This window comes from Aminobacter sp. Piv2-1 (assembly GCF_037625995.1).
Taxonomy (GTDB): Bacteria; Pseudomonadota; Alphaproteobacteria; order Rhizobiales; family Rhizobiaceae; genus Aminobacter.
In genome coordinates this window covers 264,834-282,373 of the sequence record NZ_JARKMU010000007.1, presented here as the reverse complement: position 1 = coordinate 282,373, position 17,540 = coordinate 264,834, and the positions used below count along the sequence as shown (strand labels likewise).

Below are 17,540 nucleotides of genomic sequence, written 5' to 3'. Positions count from 1 at the left end.
ATGCCGCCGGGCTAATCCGGCGGCATGAATCGCCGTCTCTTCCTCGCCCTTGCGGGCATGCTTCCCTTTGCGCCTCCGGCGTTCTCGCAGCAGCAGGCACCGTCGTCGCCGCCGCGGCCGCTGCCGACGTTGCTCGACGAGGCGGCAAGGCTGGAAAACCTCAAGGCCGTCATCGTCGCCCGCGGCGGCGAGGTGCTGGCCGAGCGCGGCTATCGCGGCAACACGCCCGACACGCCCACCAACATCAAGTCGGCGTCCAAGACGGTGGTGTCGCTGCTGGTCGGCATCGCCATCGACCGCAAGGTCCTCGACGGCGTCGACGAGAAGATCGCGCCGATCCTCGCCCGCGACCTGCCGGAGAAGCCCGATCCGCGCCTCGACCGGATCACCGTCGGCAACCTCTTGTCGATGCAGGCCGGGCTCGACCGCACGTCCGGTCCCAACTACGGCCGCTGGGTTTCGAGCCACAACTGGGTCCGCTTCGTGCTGGCCCAGCCCTTCGTCGACGAGCCGGGCGGCGGCATGCTCTATTCGACCGGTTCCTCGCACCTGCTCTCGGCCATACTCACCCGCAAGACTGGCCGCCCGACGCTAGAACTCGCCCGCGACTGGCTGGCGCCGGTCAGGGATTTCCGCATCGGCGGCTGGGACCGCGACCCGCAGGGCATCTATCTCGGCGGCAACCAGATGGCCATGAGCACCCGCTCGCTGCTGGCCTTCGGCGAGCTCTACCGCAACGGCGGCACCACGCCCGAGGGCGGCCGGATCGTCTCGCCCGGATGGATCGCGGCGTCCTGGGTGCCGCGCACCACCTCGGTCTTCAACGGCGACGGCTATGGCTACGGATGGTTCCTGCGCCGCATCGGCGGCGAGGACGTGCGTTATGCCTGGGGCTACGGCGGACAGATGCTCTACATCGTGCCGTCGCTCGGCCTCACCGTGGCCATGACCTCCGACGACGGCAATCCGTCGGCGCAGTCCGGCTATCGCGACCAGTTGCACGACCTGCTGGCCAGCGTCATTGCCTCCGTCCGGGATGGCGGCGGCGTGCCGCCCGCCGCGCGCAACGGCTGAGGCGGACGCCGCGGCCGCCGGCTATCGCCGTCGGTTCTCGGGCGGAAGCGCAGGCTGGCGACGACCGGCACCGGATTTGACCGAGGTCAAAGCTCCGGTGCCGGCGGTCAGGGCGTCGTCGCAATCGAACAGGCCCTATAGCTCGAGGAACGTCTTGAAGCCGCCATAGATCATGCGCCTGCCGTCGAAGGGCCACGATGCGGGATCGCTCTTCAGGCGCGGGTCGGCCATGACCTTTTTCATGATCTCGTCGCGCTCCTCGCGCGAGCGGTAGACGATCCATGAGAAGACGACGATCTCGTCGTCCGTGGCCTGCACCGCGCGGGGAAAGGAGGTGACTTCGCCATAAGGCACGTCGTCGGCCAGGCACTCGACATAGGCGATTGCGCCATGGTCCTTCCAGACTTCGCTCCCGATGCGCGCCATTTCCTTGTAGGCCTCGATATTGCTCTTCGGCACTGCGAGCACGAATCCGTCGACATAGGTCATCTTGTTCTCCTCGTGGTTTGGACTTGGCTTCCCAAGGACGAACGGCAGGGCGGGAATCCGACAGGCCCCTCGGATTTTTCGCCGCGCTCCCGTCGGCTGTTCAATGAACGAGCGGCGAAGCGGTTCCACAGCGTTGCGCGCGGCGCCGGGCGATCCCATAATATTTGCATGAGCGCATGAGGCACGAGTGCCATGCCCGCCACGATCACCGCACCGCGCACGCAGACCCGCCCCAAGACCGAGCGGCCGCGGCTTCACAAGGTCATTCTCGTCAACGACGACTACACGCCGCGCGAATTCGTCGTTGCGGTGCTGAAGGGCGAGTTTCGGATGAGCGAGGACCAGGCCTATCGGGTGATGATCACCGCCCACAGGCGCGGCGTCTGCGTGGTCGCGGTCTTCACCCGGGACGTCGCCGAGACCAAGGCCACCCGCGCCACCGAGGCCGGCCGCGCCAAGGGCTATCCGCTGCAGTTCACCACCGAGCCGGAGGAGTAGGGGCGTGCTGTCCCATCGGTGTACGCCTCTTGTTTGGCGCGTTGGCGACTACCCCGACCCCTGCCCCCTCCCCACAAGGGAGGGGGATCGGGTTGTGCCTCAGTTCTCCGTCGGCGATCCTGGCGCAAAGGTTCGTGGCGACGGGAACAGCCCCGGCGGCCAGGAATTCCCCTCCCCCTTGTGGGGAGGGGTTAGGGGGGGGGTAGGAGGCCATTCACGTTGGGCAATCTGCAGGCTGCAGAGCGGACGCGGCGCAGGCCGCCTACCGTCCCTCGCGGTACCACATGGCTCCGAGCGCCAGAAGCAGCAGGCCGAGGCCGAGGAAGCCGCCGAACAGCGGCACGCGCGACACCGATTTCAGCACGCTGTCGTCGGTGGTGCGGAAGCCGATCCAGTCGCGCCCCGAGGCATCGGCCGAGCCGCGCACCGGTACCACGTTGGGCAGCGAGATGCCGCCACCCACGCCGGCGATGCCGGTCGTTGCGAGCCGCCGTACGTCGCCGCCGGTCGCCTCCGCCGCCGGCCGCAGCACGTTTTCGGTGGAAACCACGTCGGCGAATTCGGGCGCGTTGACCGGGCCGACATGGGCGAGCGCGGTGAGATCGCCGTTGCCGACCTGGTAGAGCCCGATCTCACTGGTCTCGACGCTGCCGGAGAAGATTCCCGGCTCGCTCTGGGTGAGCGGCACGTCGAGCGTCTTGCCGGAAGGCGTGATGACGCGGGCCGAGCCGGCCTCGTCGCGCATCGTCTGGCGGCGGATGTCGAGCACCATGCCGCGCCCCTCCGCCGTCAGCCGCTCTTCCTCGAGCTCGGGCTCCTTCATCAGCCAGTGGGCGATGCGGCGGTAGAGCGCCACGTGCGGGCCGCCGCCCTCGAAGCCGCGCGCCCAGAGCCAGCCCTGGTCGGACAGGAACATGCCGACGCGGCCTTCGCCCTTGCGGTCGAGCAGGAGCAGCGGCTTGTCGTCGGCGCCTTTCATCACAACCTGGCCTTCCGGCTGCTCGATGCCGATCTGGCGGAACCAGCGGCTCCAGCGCGGCGGCTCCTGCGCCGAGCCTTCCAGGCCGCGGGTCACAGGGTGGCGCTTTCCGAGCTCGGTCAGGCGCGGATAGAAAGCCTTCTCGATGACCTCGCCGTTCGGCATGGCGGGCAGGGCGGAGATCAGCGGGGTGCGCGCGATCGACTGGTCGCCGGCATATTCGGGGCCGGCAGCGATCAGCAGAGCGCCGCCCTTTTCGACGTATTCGGCGATGTAGTCGTAATAGAGGATCGGCAGCACGTCGCGGTGCTGGTAGCGGTCGAAGATGATCAGGTCGAAGTCGTTGATGCGCTCGACGAACAGCTCGCGCGTCGGAAACGCGATCAGCGACAGCTCGTTGATCGGCGTGCCGTCCTGCTTCTCCGGCGGCCGCAGGATGGTGAAATGCACGAGGTCGACGGAGGCATCCGACTTCAAGAGGTTTCGCCAGGTCCGCTCGCCGGCATGCGGTTCGCCCGATACGAGCAGCACGCGCAGGTTCTCGCGGATGCCGTCGACCAGCGCGATCGCCCGGTTGTTGGTGTCGGTCAGCTCGCCCTCAACGGGGTCGATGGCAAGCTCGACGATGTTGCGGCCGGCACTCGGCACGGTGATCTGCAGCGGCATTTGCTGGCCGACGAAGGCGCGCTCGACGGAAACCTGCTGCCCATTGATCGACACCCGCACGTCGACCTCGCCGGCCGCACCACCGGTGTCGATCACGCGATAGGTCATGTCGAGCGGCTTGCCGACGATGCCGAAGCGCGGTGCGCTTTCGAAGCGGATACGGCGGTCGCGCTCGTGCTCCTGGCCGGTGATGAGGGCGTGCAGCGGCGCGCCGATGGCGGGGGCACCCGGAACATCGTGCACCTGGCCGTCGGTCACCATGACGGCGCCGCCGATGCGCGAGGGCGGCACGTCGCGGAAAGCGCTTTCGAGCGCCGCGAACAGCCGCGTCTGGGTCCTGTCGTCGCCGGCCGCGGCGCGCCCGGCCTCCACCACCCGCACCTCGAACTGGCGAAAGCGCGACAGCCGCTCCTTCAGCCCCTCGACGGCCGCGTTGGTCTGCGCGTTACGTTCGCCGATGTCCTGGCTCTGGCTGCGGTCGACGACGATCGCCACCACGCTCTTCAGCGGCTCGCGCTCCTCGTCGAGCAGCACCGGGTTGACCAGCGCCGCGGCCAGGGCTCCGACGGCGGCGAGGCGCATCCACGCGCCGCGCTGGCGGGACCAGAGGCTGGCGAGCGCCAGCAGCGCCAAGGGCACGAACAGGATCGCTAGCAGCGGCCACGCCAGCAGCGGCTCGAAGGTTGCCGACCAGTTCATGGCTTACCCTCCCCCTTGTGGGGAGGGTCGCTCCGCGTCGCGGAGCGGGGGTCTCCGGCAAGGGCGAGGGTTCCCACCCCCACCCCGTCTCGCAAGCCTCGCCTTGCTCGGCATGCTCGCCGACCCTCCCCACAAGGGGGAGGGGGACGCAGCGGCGCCACCGCTGATCTCCCCCCTTGCGGGGGAGATGTCCGGCCCTTCGACAAGCTCAGGACCAGAGGAAGGTGCGAAGAGGCGCGAATGGAATTCCGAAACAAGCATCACTGCCCCAGCCTCTCGAGCAGCACGGGCACGTGCACCTGGTCGGATTTGTAGTTGCCGGTCAGCATGTACATCATGATGTTGACCCCGGCGCGCAGCGCGTAGATGCGCTGCATCGGGTCCGACGGCACGGTCGGCAGCAGCGGCTCGCCGCTCTCGTCGATCGCCCAGGCGCCGGCGAAATCGTTGGCGGTGATCATGATCGGGGTCACGCCGTCGCCGGTGCGCACCGGCCGGCCCTCGGCGTTCGAGGCTTCGAGCGAGGCCTCCACCCACAGCGGGCTGCCGTTGAAGCGGCCCGGAAACTCCGGAAGGATGAAGAACGCCTTGGTCAGCACGTGGTCCGGCGGCACTGGTTCGAGCGGCGGCACGTTGAGGTTGGCCAAGATGTCGCGCAGGCGCTCGGTGGCGGGGCTCGCCGAATCGGCGCCGATGCCGTTGGCGAACTGGTCGCGGGTGTCGAACAGCACCGTCCCGCCCTGCTTCATGTAGGCGTCGAGCCGGGCGATCGCCGCCTCGCTCGGCATCGGGGCTGCCGGATCGATCGGCCAGTAGATCAGCGGATAGAAGGCAAGTTCGTCCTTTGCGAGGTCGACGCCGGCCGGCTCGCCCGGCTCCAGCGCCGTCTTCTCGATCAGGAAGCGCGTCAGCCCGACAATGCCGGCGCGGCTGATGGCGTCGACCGAGGACTCGCCGGTGATGACATAGGCGATGCGGGTCTTGGAGATCGCCTCGACCGCCTCCTGGTCGCCCGGCTTGGAATCGTCGGCGCGGGCGAGGCCGGGCTGCATGAGCACGGTGCCGAGCGCGAGCAGCACGGCTGCCGCGGTGCCGGTCATCCTGGCGCCCCGGCCGCCGCGGCGGGAGAACATGCCGCCCATCCACATCACCGCCAGCGTGTCGAGCACCATCAGCGCAAGCACAGCGGCGACCAGCGGGCCCTTGAGGTCGCGCGATTCGTCGAAGGCGTAGCGGATCCCGGTCACCGGCACGCTGACCTCGGGCCGCACCAGCGGCTCAAGCCTGCTGTCGGCCTTGAGCAGGTTGTGGGCGAGCACGCCTTCTGCCGTGCCGTAGAGGCCGGGCGGGTTCTCGAGCGTCACCGGCACCGCGCCCCGGCCGGCGACCAGCGGCCGCGCGTCCGGCGTCGGCGGCACCAGGCGGCCGTCGGCGGCGATCATACGGTAGGGGGCGAGCGAGGCCGGCTGGCCCTCGACGCCGGCGGCCGCGGTGCCCTGGTTGCGCGACAGCTGCACGATGCGGCGCAGCATCTCGACGAAGCTGCCCGAGATCGGCAGGTTCGACCAGGTCGCCTGCGGCGCGATGTGGAACAGCGCCAGCGTTCCCTTGCCGCGGCGCGCGCCGGTCACCAGCGGCGTGCCGTCGGCGAGATTGGCCCAGGTGCTCTGCGCGAGGTCCGGCGTCGGCTCGGCCAGCACCTGGCGGCTCACCGTCACCTCGTTGGGGGGCGAGAGATCCGCGAAGGGGCCGGACGGCGGGAAGTCGGAGACCGGCTGCGGCGAGGTCCAGGACAGCGCCCCGCCGAGCGAGCGTTCGCCGAGCCGCAGCCGCACGGGCAACAGTTCCTCGTCGTTGCCGGCGGCGGCCAGCCGCGAACCGGCAAAGCGCACCAGCGTGCCGCCCTCGTTCAGCCAGGCGATCAGCTTTTCGCGGGCGGCGGGCGGAATGGTGCCGACATCGGCCATGATGATCATCGCCGGCTTCTGCTCGATCAGCTGCGGGATCGCCTCGGCGAGGTCCGACGTCGACGGCTCGATCAGGTCGGCGAAGGGCTCGATGGCCCGGCGGATGTAATAGAGCGGCGCCAGGAGCGGCTGGGATTCCTCGGAATCCACCTGCGACAGCAGCCCGACGCGGCGGCGCTTGGAGCTGTCGTCGAGCACCCGCACTGCGCCCGCCTGGGGCTGGCCGTCGAGTGCGATGGAGGCGAAGTCGTTGCGCAGTTCGAAGGGCACCGCCATCGTGCCCTTGGCCACCGTCTCGCCTGGGGCGAAGGAAAGCGTGGCGTCGGCGATGCGCCGGCCTTTGTCGTCGAAGGCGCCGGCGGTGACCGCGCCCGGCGCCGGGTCGCCCGGCGCGCGGATGGCGGTCAGGGCGAAGCCGTCCATCTCGTTTTCGGCCGCCGTCAGGCCGGCGACGTCGATCCGTTCGGGCGAGGCCCAGAGCAGGTTCGCCGGGTTCTGTCCGAGCAGCGCGGCGAAGGCCTGTTCGTCGCCTTCGCTGGCCAGGCCGTCGTCGAGGATGGCGAGGCTCGCGCCGGGCAGGGTGGCGAGCACGCCGGCGACGCGGGCAAAGACGGCGCGGCGGTCGGTGGGCACCGGCCGGGGTTCTGCGGCGCGCAGCCGGTCGAGTGCGGCCTGGGCGTTGAAGGGGCCGACCTCGGCGTTAGGCTTCTCGGCGGTCAGCGCCAGCACCACGGGCTGGCCGGCTGCACCCGCATCGGCGATCAGCCTTTCGGCGGTGGCGACGCGGCGCTTCCAGTCGGGCGCGCTCGCCCAGCCATTGTCCACCACCAGTGCCAGGGCCGTGCCGCCGGTCGGCAGCTTCTCGCGCGGGTTGAAGATCGGCTCGGCCAGCGCCAGCACCACCAGCGCCGCCATCAGCAGGCGCAGCAGCGTCAGCCACCACGGGCTGCGGTGCGGCGTCTCTTCCTTCCTGAACACGCGAGCCAGGATCTTCAGCGGCGGGAAGATCTCCGCCTGCGGCTTGGGCGGCGTCAGCCTGAGCAGCCACCAGATGACGGGCAGGGTGAGCAGGCCCCACAGCACCGCCGGCGCACCGAAGGAGAGCGGCAGCCAGTTCATCGGCGGCCTCCCGGCCCGTGGCCCTCTGCGGTCATCGCCATGTGGACATGCACCAGCGCCTCCGAGGCCAGCCGGTCGGTGTGGTTGACCGTGTAGCTCCAACCGAGCCGCTTGCACCAGGCGCCAAGCTCCTGCCGGCGGGCCTGATAGAGGTTGCGGTAGGCGGTGGCCAACTGCTCGGCCCGCCCGGCGGTCAGCTTGTCGCCGGTCTCGGGGTCGGTGAATTCGGTGCGCCCCGAATAGGGAAAGCTCTCCTCGGCCGGATCGGCCACCTCGACCAGGTGCGCGCGGGCGCCATGGCGCGCCAGCGTGTCGAGCCAGGCCATCGTCTCCTCGACCGGATCGAGGAAGTCGCCGACGAGGATGACGTCGGAGAAGCGGCGGATGGCGGCGAGGTCCGGCCGCGCCGGCATGCCGATCGCCTGCGCGAGATGCGAGGCGAGCCGCTCGGCGCCGTTGCGCGCCGAGAACGGGTCGGTCAGGCCGGGCCAGGCGATGCGCTCGCCGCTGCGCGACAAAAGCTCGGCCAGAGCGAGGATCAGCACCAGCGCGCGCGATTCCTTCGACACCGAGGCGGTCTTCGACCTGTAGAGCATCGACGGCGAGAGGTCTGCCCACAGCCAGACGGTGTGGGCCGCCTCCCATTCGCGGTCGCGCACATAGGTGTGATCGTCGCGGGCCGAGCGGCGCCAGTCGATGCGCGCCATGGATTCGCCCTGCACATAGGGACGGAACTGCCAGAAGTTCTCGCCGATGCCGCGCTTCTTGCGGCCGTGCCAGCCGGCGATGACGGTGTTGACGATGCGGCGGGCCTCGACCAAAAGGTCCGGCACCAGCGAGGCGCGCAGCCGCCCGCGCGCGAGTGCATCGCTCGTCGCGACTGGTGCGGATGCCTCGCCGATGCGTGCCATCACACGTCCTTGGCCAGCCTTGCGATCACGTCGCGCACGCTCATGCCTTCGGCGCGGGCGGCAAAGGTCAGCGCCATGCGATGCTGCAGAACCGGCTCTGCCAGTGCCTTGATGTCGTCGATCGACGGCGCCAGCCGCCCGTCATACAGCGCGCGGGCGCGGGCGCACAAAGTCAGCGCCTGGCTGGCGCGGGGGCCCGGCCCCCACGACACGTGCTTGTCGGTATCTGTATTGCCCTGGCCGGGGCGGGCCGAGCGCACCAGCTTCAGGATCGCCTCGACCACGCTTTCGGGCACCGGCATGCGGCGGATCAGCCTCTGGATGTCCTTGAGCCGCTCCGGATCGAGCACGTTCTGCGCCTTGGCGTCCTCGATGCCCGTGGTCTCCAGCAGGATTCGGCGCTCGGCCTCGATGTCGGGGTAGAGGATGTCGATCTGCATGAGGAAGCGGTCGAGCTGCGCCTCAGGCAGGGGATAGGTGCCTTCCTGCTCGAGCGGGTTCTGCGTCGCCAGCACGTGGAAGGGGGCGGGCAGGTCGTGCCGTTCGCCGGCGACCGTCACATGATATTCCTGCATCGCCTGCAGCAGCGCGGACTGGGTGCGCGGGCTGGCGCGGTTGATCTCGTCGGCCATCAGCAGCTGGGCGAAGATCGGGCCGGAGATGAAGCGGAAGGAGCGCTTGCCCTGCTCGTCCTGCTCCATCACCTCGGAACCGAGGATGTCGGACGGCATCAGGTCCGGGGTGAACTGGATGCGGCGGGCGTCGAGCCCCAGCACCACGCCCAGCGTCTCGACCAGTTTGGTCTTGGCGAGACCGGGCACGCCCACCAGCAGCGCGTGGCCGCCGGCGAGCAGCGCCACCAGCGCGCGCTCGACCACGCTTTCCTGGCCGAAGATGACGCGGCCGACGCCCTGGCGCACCTTCGATATGTCGGCCAGCGCGCGCTCGGCCGCGGCGATCATGTCGCGTTCGCTGACAGCTGTTTCCTTGATCATCACGCTCATGCGGGGCCCGATCCTTCTACTCGCGCATCGATCCCAGAATCGCTTCCGACAGCGGAAGGAAGCATGCGCCAACTCAAACTATCGAAGTGCCAGGCTCAAGACCATCCGCCCCTTCGGTCTACTGCGCCGTCCGTTCGGACGTGGCGCCTGCCGCCCAGTTCCCGAAGGTCAAACGTCCTGGGCGTCGCAACTCCCGACTCGCACCTTGGCGAGGTCTTCATGTTCAACTTAAATCACTCGCCTATGCTGACAAGCGCAACAACAGTGACTATTTCGTGACCATGACCGCCGACCTGGACCATAGCCGCGAGGCCATCGCCGAGACCGGGCTCACCCGGGCCGGGGACGCGGCCGGGCTCGAGGCGCTGATCGCGCGCGCCGCCCGCGCCGGCAAGGGCCTGCCGCCAGTGGAGCGCTGGAATCCTGATTTCTGCGGCGATCTCGACATGGAAATCCGCGCCGACGGCACCTGGTTCTATCTCGGCACGCCGATCGGCCGGGCGCCGCTGGTGCAACTCTTTTCCACCGTCCTGCGCAAGGACTCCGACGGCAAGACCTACCTGGTCACCCCGGTCGAGCGCGTCGGCATCCGCGTCGTCGACGCGCCCTTCGTCGCCGTCGAGATGAATGTCGCGGGCGAGGGTGCCGACCAGGTGCTGACCTTCCGCACCAATGTCGGCGACGTCGTCGAGGCCGGCCCCGGCCATCCGCTGCGCTTCGTCGACGAGCCGGAGACCGGCGGGCTCAAGCCCTATCTTTTGGTGCGCGGCCGGCTCGAGGCGCTGGTGGCGCGGCCGGTGATGTACGAGATGGCGGGCATCGGCGAACGCATCGAGATCGGCGGCGAAGCGATGTTCGCGATCCGCTCGAAGGGCGAGATCTATCCGGTCATGCCCTGGGAGCGGCTGGAGCGGTTGAGCGCGTGATGGTCCATGCTCCTGCAGCGCATTATTCGGCGCAGGATTTCCGCCAGCGCGCCGCGCAGGAGCATCTCAACGATGCCGCCGCCGATTATGGCGACCACACGCTCAATCCCGGCCTGCGCGAGGTCTTCGTCCATGACCGGCTGCGCGACGCCGCGGTGCTGATCCCCGTCGTCGACCACGGCGATGCCTCGACCGTCATCCTGACCAAGCGCGCCGACAAGCTGAAGAGCCATTCCGGCCAGATCGCCTTCCCCGGCGGCCGCATCGATCCGACCGATGCCTCGCCGGAAGCCGCCGCGCTGCGCGAGACGGTCGAGGAGATCGGGCTGACGTCCGAATTCGTCGACGTGATCGGCCGACTTCCCGACTATGTCACCGGCTCGGGCTACCGCATCGCGCCGGTGCTCGGGATCGTCCGTCCCGGCTTCGAGCTCACCCTCAACGCCGACGAGGTCGACGATGCCTTCGAGGTGCCGCTGGGCTTCCTGATGGACCCGCTCAACCACAACCGCGCCAGCCGCGTCTGGCAGGACCAGGAACGCTTCTTCTACGCCATGCCCTACGAGGAGCGCTACATCTGGGGTGTCACTGCCGGCATCATCAGGGCGCTTTATGAAAGGCTCTACGCGTGAGCGCTTCGATCGCCGACAAGGCCGGCTGGCTGGACGACCCCCATCTGCAGCAGCTGCTTGCGGCGCTCGAGGCCGACGGCGAGGAGGCGCGCATCGCCGGCGGCGCCGTGCGCAACGCGCTGCTCGGCGAGGCGGTCGCCGATATCGACATCGCGACCACCAATCTGCCCGCGCAAACGGTGTTCCGCGCCGAGGCGGCGGGTTTCAGGACGGTGCCGACCGGGGCCGAGCACGGCACCATCACGGTGATTGCCGGCGGCCGGCCCTTCGAGGTCACCACGCTGCGCGCCGACGTCGAGACCGACGGCCGCCGCGCCAAGGTCGTCTTCGGCCGCGACTGGAAACTCGACGCCGAGCGGCGCGACTTCACCATCAATGCGCTCTACGCCCGGGCCGACGGCACGGTGGTCGATCTCGTCGGCGGCCTCGCCGACCTCGAGAGCCGCACGCTGCGCTTCATCGGCGACGCCGAGACGCGCATCCGCGAGGACTATCTGCGCATCCTGCGCTTCTTCCGCTTCTTTGCCTGGTACGGCTCGGGACGGCCCGATGCCGAGGGGCTCAAGGCATGCGCCCGCCTCAAGGAGGGACTTTCCCGGCTTTCGGCCGAGCGCGTCTGGTCGGAGCTGAAGAAGATGCTCTCGGCCCCCGACCCGTCGCGGGCGCTGCTCTGGATGCGCCAGGTCGGCGTGCTGACGGCAGTGCTTCCCGAAACCGAGAAGTGGGGCATCGACGCCATCCACGCGCTGGTCCGCGCCGAGGCCGATCTCGGCTGGCCGGCCGATCCGCTGCTCAGGCTGGCGGCGATCGTGCCGCCGGATGCGGCGCGGATGAAGGCGCTGGGTGAGAGGCTCAGGCTGTCCAACGCCGAAGCGGAGCGGTTGGTACAGTGGGCGTCTACGTCCAGGGTCGAGGCGACCGTCACCGAGGGCGGGCTTGCCAAGCGGCTCTACCGCGGCGACCTCCAGGGGCATGTCGATCGGCTGCGCCTCGACCTGGCTTCGGCGCGCGGGCGCGCCGTGCAGGACGACAAGGCGATGGTCGAGGCCGGCGGCTATTTCCGCCTGCTCGCATTCGCCGGCAAATGGCAAAAGCCGCAGTTTCCGGTGCGCGGCGGCGACGTCGCGCCGCTTGGGGTCGGGGGCGCGCGTCTTGGCGCGCTGCTCAAGGCGCTGGAGGCCGAATGGGTCGAGGGCGGGTTCCTTTTGGAGCGCGACGCGCTGCTCGAACGCGCCGCGGAATTGGCCAAGGCCTGAGGCGTCAGGCCGCGTCAGGCACTTTCTCGATGCGCGAGCGGATCGCTTCGATCATCGTCTCGCGGATGACGGTTTCGCCATGCGTCTCGCGCATATGCTCGGCCACGCGGCGCATGATCTCGGCTTCGTCCTCGTGGCGGGTATGCCATTGGCAGCCGGGGACCAGCGACCCGCATTGAAATTCCTTCATCGGAGGTCTCCTTTCCTTACGTCCTCGCTCTGTTCGGGGGCGAACTATAACACGCGAGGGAGCGATTGGTTGCCCGGCTCGCCGGAACGGCGACAATTCGCCGTGAAGAGACCTCTTGTCCTGGCAAAAATCAAGCTTCTTCAATGGCTTGTGTTGAAACGTCGATAAGGTGATTCCGCTTGCTCGGGCGATGCGCGAAAAAGGGGGCGGAACGAACCGTCCCGCCCCCTTTGGCATGCTTTCGCCGCAGCAGCGCTACTTGAGGATCTTGACGACCTCTGCAACCTTGTCCTTGCCGCTCGTGTCCCAGGTCACCGCGACCTTCTCGCCGGCCTTCAGCCCGGGGTCCTTGAACTTCTTTGACAGGACATATGTCGAGCCGTCGTCCAGCACCAGACTCATGGCCTTCATATCGACGGTCTTGATCGTTCCGTTGGTGTGCTGGGCCGAGGCTGCGAAGGCGAGGGCGGAGGAGGCGAGGACGGCAGCTGCTACTGCCGGGACAAAAAGCTTGCGCATGGCAATGCTCTCCGGAGGTGCGGGCACCATTTGGGCCTGGTGCCCGCCTGGGTGTTGGGCCGTCAGGTCACGTCGGGTCGCGGCTCCGGGGTGTAAGGAACCGCCGGCGTTTCCCGGCCCGGCAATAGAGATAAACCTGCCCCCGGCCGGGAATATTAGACGAAAAAGATATTTATTCGCAGTCGGTTAGCCACAATCTTCGCCGAAATTGCACATTGTGGCGTCGATTGTGGCGGCAGCGGATGCAGCTAAAAGTCGCATCCCCTGGCATGTCCTAGCGGTCGAATTTCGCCGGCTTCTTCTTCGGCTTGAACTTTTTCGCCGGTCCGTCGCCCTTCGGCCCGTCGCCCTTCGGCCTGTCGTTCCAGGGCTTCTCGCCCTTGGGCTTGTCGAAGCCGCCCTTGTCGGTGCCGCGCTTGTCGAACCTGTCGCCCGAGCGCTTGTCGAAGGGCGCCTTTTCGAAGGCTTTCTTCTTGAACGGCGGCTTGGCAGACGGATCGAACTGGCCCTTGCGATGCGGCTTCTTCGGGCCACGCGGCGTCTCAGGCGCCGGCGGTCCGTCGACGCGGCGGATGGCGACGCCCTTTTCCAGCGTGCCCTGTTCCTCGACCGCACGCGCAAAGGCGTCGGCGCGCTCGGCGATGACCTCGAAATGCGAATCCGTGTCGAAGATGCGGATCGAGCCGATCTCGCGCTTGGTGACGCGGCCGGCCTTGCAGATCAGCGGCAGGAGCCAGCGCGGCTCGGCGCGATGCTTGCGCCCGACCGAGACGGAGAACCAGACGCCGCTCTCGAAGCGGTTGTCGGGCCGCTCCGCCTTGCCCGCGTCGAAGGTGGGGGTGGGGCCGTCGGACAGTTCTTCCGCGGCCGGGCGCAAGGTTGCCTGCTGGCGCAGCCAGGCGAGCGCCAGCGTCTCGGGCGAATGCGCGGCGAGCAGTTCGGCCACCTGTGCGGCCTCGTCCTCGGCCGCAGCTTCGATGCCGGCAAGCTCGGCCAGCATGCGCTCGTGGTTGCGCGCATCGATCTCCGCCGGGCCGGGCGCGGCTTGCGTCTCCGCCTGGAGCTTGGCGATCTTCAGGAGGCGCGCTGCGCTGCCGCGACGGTGGAACGGCACGATCAGGGCGCAGACGCCCTTGCGTCCCGCGCGGCCGGTGCGGCCCGAACGGTGCAGCAGCGTCTCGGGGTTCGACGGCAGGTCGGCGTGGATGACAAGGTCGAGATTGGGCAGGTCGATGCCGCGGGCGGCGACGTCGGTCGCCACGCAGACGCGCGCGCGGCCGTCGCGCATCGCCTGCAGCGCGTTGTTGCGCTCGGCCTGGCTCAACTCGCCCGACAGCGCCACCACGTGGAAGCCGCGATTGGCGAGGCGCGCTGCAAGATGCTTCACCGCCTCGCGGGTCGAGCAGAACACCATGGTGCTCGGCGCATCGAAATAGAGCAGCGAGTTGATGATGGCGTTCTCGCGGTCTGCAGGCGCCACCAGGATGGTGCGGTATTCGATGTCGTCGTGCTGGCGGCTCTCGCCGGCCGCGGTGATACGCAGGGCGTTGCGCTGGAAGCGCTTGGCCATCTGGGCGATCTGCGGGGGAACGGTGGCCGAGAACAGCAGCGTGCGGCGCTCTTCGGGAGCGGCCGCCAGGATGAACTCGAGGTCCTCGCGGAAGCCGAGGTCGAGCATCTCGTCGGCCTCGTCGAGCACGACGGCGCGAAGTGCCGCGATGTCCAGCGAGCCGCGAGTGATGTGGTCGCGCAGACGGCCGGGCGTTCCGACGACGATGTCCGCACCCTCGTCGAGCGCGCGGCGTTCCTTGCGCATGTCCATGCCGCCGACGCAGGAGGCGATGCGCGCGCCGGTTCCGGCATAGAGCCACTCGAATTCTCGACGTACCTGGATGGCCAGTTCGCGCGTCGGAGCGATGATGACGGCGCTCGGCGCGCTGCCCGGCTCGAAGCGTTCGCGGTCGGCAAGCAGCGTCGGCGCAATGGCGATGCCGAAGGCCACCGTCTTGCCCGAGCCAGTCTGGGCCGAGACCAGCAGGTCGACGTCGGCTGCCTCCGGAGCCAGCACCGCCGTCTGCACCGCGGTCAGCGTTTCATAGCCACGCGCGGCGAGTGCCCCGGCCAGCGCCGGAACCATGTTGTCGAAAATCGTCACCGAATTCTTCCAATGAGAGCAAGGCCCGTCACATGGGGAGGGCCAAGGAAAACGCGCTCTCTAAAGGCTCGCCGCCGCCGCGTCAATGCGACGGCGGGTTTTGCCGTGGCTTTGGAGGCGTTCCGGCTAGTTTTAGAATATCCCCACCCCTAACCCTCCCCACAAGGGGGGAGGGGGATTTGGCGCCGGACGATAAAGGTCGAGCAAGCCTTCGAGAGGCAGGTCGGGGAGGATCCCCCTTGATGGGCAGGGGTAGGGGTGGGGGTACCAAAATCGAACCTTGCGGGGGCGAGTGTCAGCGAGGTCTAAGCCGCGTTGCGCCGCAGCATCCGCGCCCGCATCTCCTTCGGGTCGTCGTAGATCAGGTCGATCAGCGTCCGCGCCACCGCATCGGGCTCGGTGCGGCGTTGTTCCCAGTTCTGCAGGGTGGCGACGGGGATGCCGAGCAGGGTCGCGAAGTCGCCCTGGCTCATCTCCAGCAGTCCGCGCACGAACTTCAGCTTGGCGGCCGCATCGAGGGCGCGTGTCTTCGCTTCTGTCCAGTCGCGGCTGTCTGCATCATCGACCATATCTTGCTATCTCCCGGTCGTTGGCCTTCCGTGGTACCTCCGCTTGATAACTCCGGCTACCACGCTGTTGGTGCAGTAACGTCCACGTCTTGCAACGGTCGTTCGAAAACGTTCAGTTCGAAACGACGAGGCGGATACCTTGGCGGCCTCCGAGATAGAGCCGCTCAACGTCTTCAGACCTGAAAGCTAAAAGTTCGGCCAGATCGTCGGTTGAATACCTTAGCGTTTCCCGGTGAAATTCTACGATCCTCCTGAGGCGGGTAGGCGCCTCTATTTCGATGCTTATTGGCTCCTCGCCATGGAAAATCTTATTGTACTGAATGCTCATGAATTTGTACTGGGATGGGGTAATTATCTTAAGATCGTGTGTTCGCCGGATGAGAGCCTTGATCGAAACTTTCCAATAAGCCTTTACCCGGCCAAGGTTTCCGATTTTTGCACCGGCGAGGTACGGTTTGATTTCAGCGGCGGGCATCAAAAAGGCGGCGGCGAAACGATGCGCCTCACTCTCCATTTTCTCGTCTTCATCAGGAACCGAGTGCATCACCATGTGCCCAAGTTCGTGAGCAAGGGAAAAACGGAAACGGTCACCGGGTACGTCCTTGTTCATGAAGAACAGGGGAGGCATTCCTTCAAGGCGGAAGCTTAGACCGTCTAGAAGGTTGGTGCCAAAGCGCGCGAGAATGACTATCCCGCCAGCATTCTCGATTAGTTCGACAACACTTTGTATTGGGCCGCGCGGCACCATCCAGTATTCGCGAAGCCGCTCGGCAACTTTCTCCGGCGTCAGCCCACTTTCGTCCAGATCTATTTGAGGAATGGGTTTTGCCACCTCAAATTCATAAGAGCGCAAAAGCTTTGCAATATGCTGTCGGCGGATGTTGATCACAGCGCCAATCCGCGCGAGTGGTTTAGCGCCGAGCTTGGCACGCTTCCTGAAATGGAAGTGAGGGAATCCCAACGCCCTCTCGCGTTGAAAGAAAAAGGCTCGCGGAAAGCCCAGTGCCGCCGACATGCGGTCCAAGGCATCGTCACCTGGTTGAGTGTTTAGGCCATGCTCAAGTTTGGAAATGAATGCCTGTGTTATTCCAGATTTTTGCGCCAACTCGGCCTGCGTAAGCTGGCGCGCATCCCGCGCAAGCTTGAGCATATCAGGGTTGAATACCTCGCTACCCACCGCGCCTCTCTCTTGCTCGCTCTGCATCGAAGTCTACCCCCTCCATGCCGCCGAACCTCCTCGGCGTAATGTCATCCCACCGAGCGACGCCCTCGATCATCGTGACTTGCGCCGTCCACAAAATACTGCGGCCCATTGGTCGCGCGATCATGATACGCTCCAAGGCGCTACCGGAGGCGTCCATCTGATAACCGGCGGTGAGCCGATAGGCCGGCTCGGGGATTCCCGGCAGCGTCCTCTGATCGTCGTAATCCTGCTGCTGGCGGGTCGGGTAGTTGCTGTGCCTTCCGTTTGCCCCGACCTTCTTGAAGCGAGTAAGGATGCAATCCATGTAGTTCAGGACGTGCAGGCCCTTTACCTTGATCGAATGCAGACCTGCCATCTCGTCGGATGCCCCGATCATGCGTTTCTCTGCGTGTGAGTAGATGCAATTCGCCATTGCGCGATTGTCATGCTCGGCACGCGCTTCGTTCGAATAGGCATCGCTGAAGTAGAAAGAGACGGATTCGTCGAGAATGCGGTAGACAAGCGGCAGAACTGGCGCTGCGGCCTCCATCGCTTCGTTCTGGTCTGTCTCACGATCAAGCATGGCGTGCTCCATGATTCGAAGCCAAACCTTGCTCCAAATCTTGAGCTAAATCAATGCAAAATATAACTGGAAAAATAACCGGCGTCCCCGAAAGCTGTACGAGCGTCGTGGAGTCAAATGA

At 67.1% G+C, this 17,540-nt stretch carries 16 protein-coding genes; 5 read left to right on the top strand and 11 right to left on the bottom strand.

Features of this window, described 5'->3' with window-relative positions:
* Positions 1 to 24 precede the first annotated feature (24 nt).
* Positions 25 to 1,074, top strand: a complete 1,050-nt coding sequence (locus tag AmiPiv_RS15420; RefSeq protein ID WP_340038357.1) for a serine hydrolase domain-containing protein — start codon at positions 25 to 27, stop codon at positions 1,072 to 1,074.
* Between the two features lie 135 nt (positions 1,075 to 1,209).
* On the opposite strand, the gene AmiPiv_RS15415 is transcribed toward AmiPiv_RS15420, so the two are convergent.
* Positions 1,210 to 1,563 (bottom strand): DUF1428 domain-containing protein, encoded by a 354-nt coding sequence (locus AmiPiv_RS15415; RefSeq protein ID WP_340038356.1) that lies wholly within the window; start codon positions 1,561 to 1,563, stop codon positions 1,210 to 1,212.
* Between the two features lie 192 nt (positions 1,564 to 1,755).
* Here AmiPiv_RS15415 and clpS point away from each other — a divergent pair, with 192 nt between their 5' ends.
* Positions 1,756 to 2,061 carry an ATP-dependent Clp protease adapter ClpS gene (clpS, locus tag AmiPiv_RS15410; RefSeq protein ID WP_340038355.1) on the top strand — a complete coding sequence of 102 codons (306 nt, stop codon included), beginning with the start codon at positions 1,756 to 1,758 and terminating at the stop codon, positions 2,059 to 2,061.
* A 262-nt stretch (positions 2,062 to 2,323) separates the two neighbouring features.
* On the opposite strand, the gene AmiPiv_RS15405 is transcribed toward clpS, so the two are convergent.
* The 4 genes from AmiPiv_RS15405 to AmiPiv_RS15390 all read right to left on the bottom strand — a co-directional run bounded on the left by AmiPiv_RS15405 (position 2,324) and on the right by AmiPiv_RS15390 (position 9,406).
* On the bottom strand, positions 2,324 to 4,405 hold the full coding sequence (locus AmiPiv_RS15405; RefSeq protein ID WP_340038354.1) for a hypothetical protein: 2,082 nt from the start codon (positions 4,403 to 4,405) through the stop codon (positions 2,324 to 2,326).
* A gap of 260 nt (positions 4,406 to 4,665) precedes the next feature.
* On the bottom strand, positions 4,666 to 7,491 hold the full coding sequence (locus AmiPiv_RS15400) for a DUF4159 domain-containing protein (protein ID WP_340038353.1): 2,826 nt from the start codon (positions 7,489 to 7,491) through the stop codon (positions 4,666 to 4,668).
* On the bottom strand, positions 7,488 to 8,402 hold the full coding sequence (locus tag AmiPiv_RS15395) for a DUF58 domain-containing protein (RefSeq protein ID WP_340038352.1): 915 nt from the start codon (positions 8,400 to 8,402) through the stop codon (positions 7,488 to 7,490). Before AmiPiv_RS15395 ends, AmiPiv_RS15400 begins: the two co-directional genes overlap by 4 nt.
* A complete protein-coding gene (locus AmiPiv_RS15390) occupies positions 8,402 to 9,406 on the bottom strand; it encodes an AAA family ATPase (RefSeq protein WP_340038351.1) in 1,005 nt (334 codons plus the stop codon). The genes AmiPiv_RS15395 and AmiPiv_RS15390 overlap by 1 nt, the downstream gene beginning before the upstream one ends.
* A gap of 281 nt (positions 9,407 to 9,687) precedes the next feature.
* Here AmiPiv_RS15390 and AmiPiv_RS15385 point away from each other — a divergent pair, with 281 nt between their 5' ends.
* Genes AmiPiv_RS15385 through AmiPiv_RS15375 form a run of 3 tightly spaced genes read left to right on the top strand, consistent with a single transcriptional unit; the run spans position 9,688 to position 12,220 of the window.
* A complete protein-coding gene (locus AmiPiv_RS15385; protein ID WP_340038378.1) occupies positions 9,688 to 10,332 on the top strand; it encodes a DUF1285 domain-containing protein in 645 nt (214 codons plus the stop codon).
* Positions 10,332 to 10,964 carry a CoA pyrophosphatase gene (locus AmiPiv_RS15380; RefSeq protein WP_340038350.1) on the top strand — a complete coding sequence of 211 codons (633 nt, stop codon included), beginning with the start codon at positions 10,332 to 10,334 and terminating at the stop codon, positions 10,962 to 10,964. Before AmiPiv_RS15385 ends, AmiPiv_RS15380 begins: the two co-directional genes overlap by 1 nt.
* A complete protein-coding gene (locus tag AmiPiv_RS15375) occupies positions 10,961 to 12,220 on the top strand; it encodes a CCA tRNA nucleotidyltransferase (protein ID WP_340038349.1) in 1,260 nt (419 codons plus the stop codon). The genes AmiPiv_RS15380 and AmiPiv_RS15375 overlap by 4 nt, the downstream gene beginning before the upstream one ends.
* A gap of 4 nt (positions 12,221 to 12,224) precedes the next feature.
* On the opposite strand, the gene AmiPiv_RS15370 is transcribed toward AmiPiv_RS15375, so the two are convergent.
* The 6 genes from AmiPiv_RS15370 to AmiPiv_RS15345 all read right to left on the bottom strand — a co-directional run bounded on the left by AmiPiv_RS15370 (position 12,225) and on the right by AmiPiv_RS15345 (position 17,419).
* Positions 12,225 to 12,410, bottom strand: coding sequence for a DUF1059 domain-containing protein (locus tag AmiPiv_RS15370; protein ID WP_340038348.1), 186 nt, complete (start codon positions 12,408 to 12,410; stop codon positions 12,225 to 12,227).
* A gap of 255 nt (positions 12,411 to 12,665) precedes the next feature.
* A complete protein-coding gene (locus AmiPiv_RS15365; protein WP_340038347.1) occupies positions 12,666 to 12,929 on the bottom strand; it encodes a DUF1344 domain-containing protein in 264 nt (87 codons plus the stop codon).
* A 274-nt stretch (positions 12,930 to 13,203) separates the two neighbouring features.
* Entirely contained in the window at positions 13,204 to 15,084 is a 1,881-nt protein-coding gene (locus AmiPiv_RS15360; RefSeq protein ID WP_340038346.1) for a DEAD/DEAH box helicase, read from the bottom strand.
* 305 nt (positions 15,085 to 15,389) lie between these two features.
* The gene (locus tag AmiPiv_RS15355; protein ID WP_340038345.1) at positions 15,390 to 15,653 is read right to left on the bottom strand and encodes a helix-turn-helix domain-containing protein; all 264 of its coding nucleotides are present in this window, start codon (positions 15,651 to 15,653) and stop codon (positions 15,390 to 15,392) included.
* A gap of 112 nt (positions 15,654 to 15,765) precedes the next feature.
* A complete protein-coding gene (locus AmiPiv_RS15350) occupies positions 15,766 to 16,857 on the bottom strand; it encodes a helix-turn-helix domain-containing protein (protein WP_340038344.1) in 1,092 nt (363 codons plus the stop codon).
* Positions 16,823 to 17,419: a hypothetical protein gene (locus tag AmiPiv_RS15345; RefSeq protein WP_340038343.1), complete on the bottom strand. Its 597-nt coding sequence runs from the start codon at positions 17,417 to 17,419 to the stop codon at positions 16,823 to 16,825. Before AmiPiv_RS15345 ends, AmiPiv_RS15350 begins: the two co-directional genes overlap by 35 nt.
* Positions 17,420 to 17,540 lie beyond the last annotated feature (121 nt).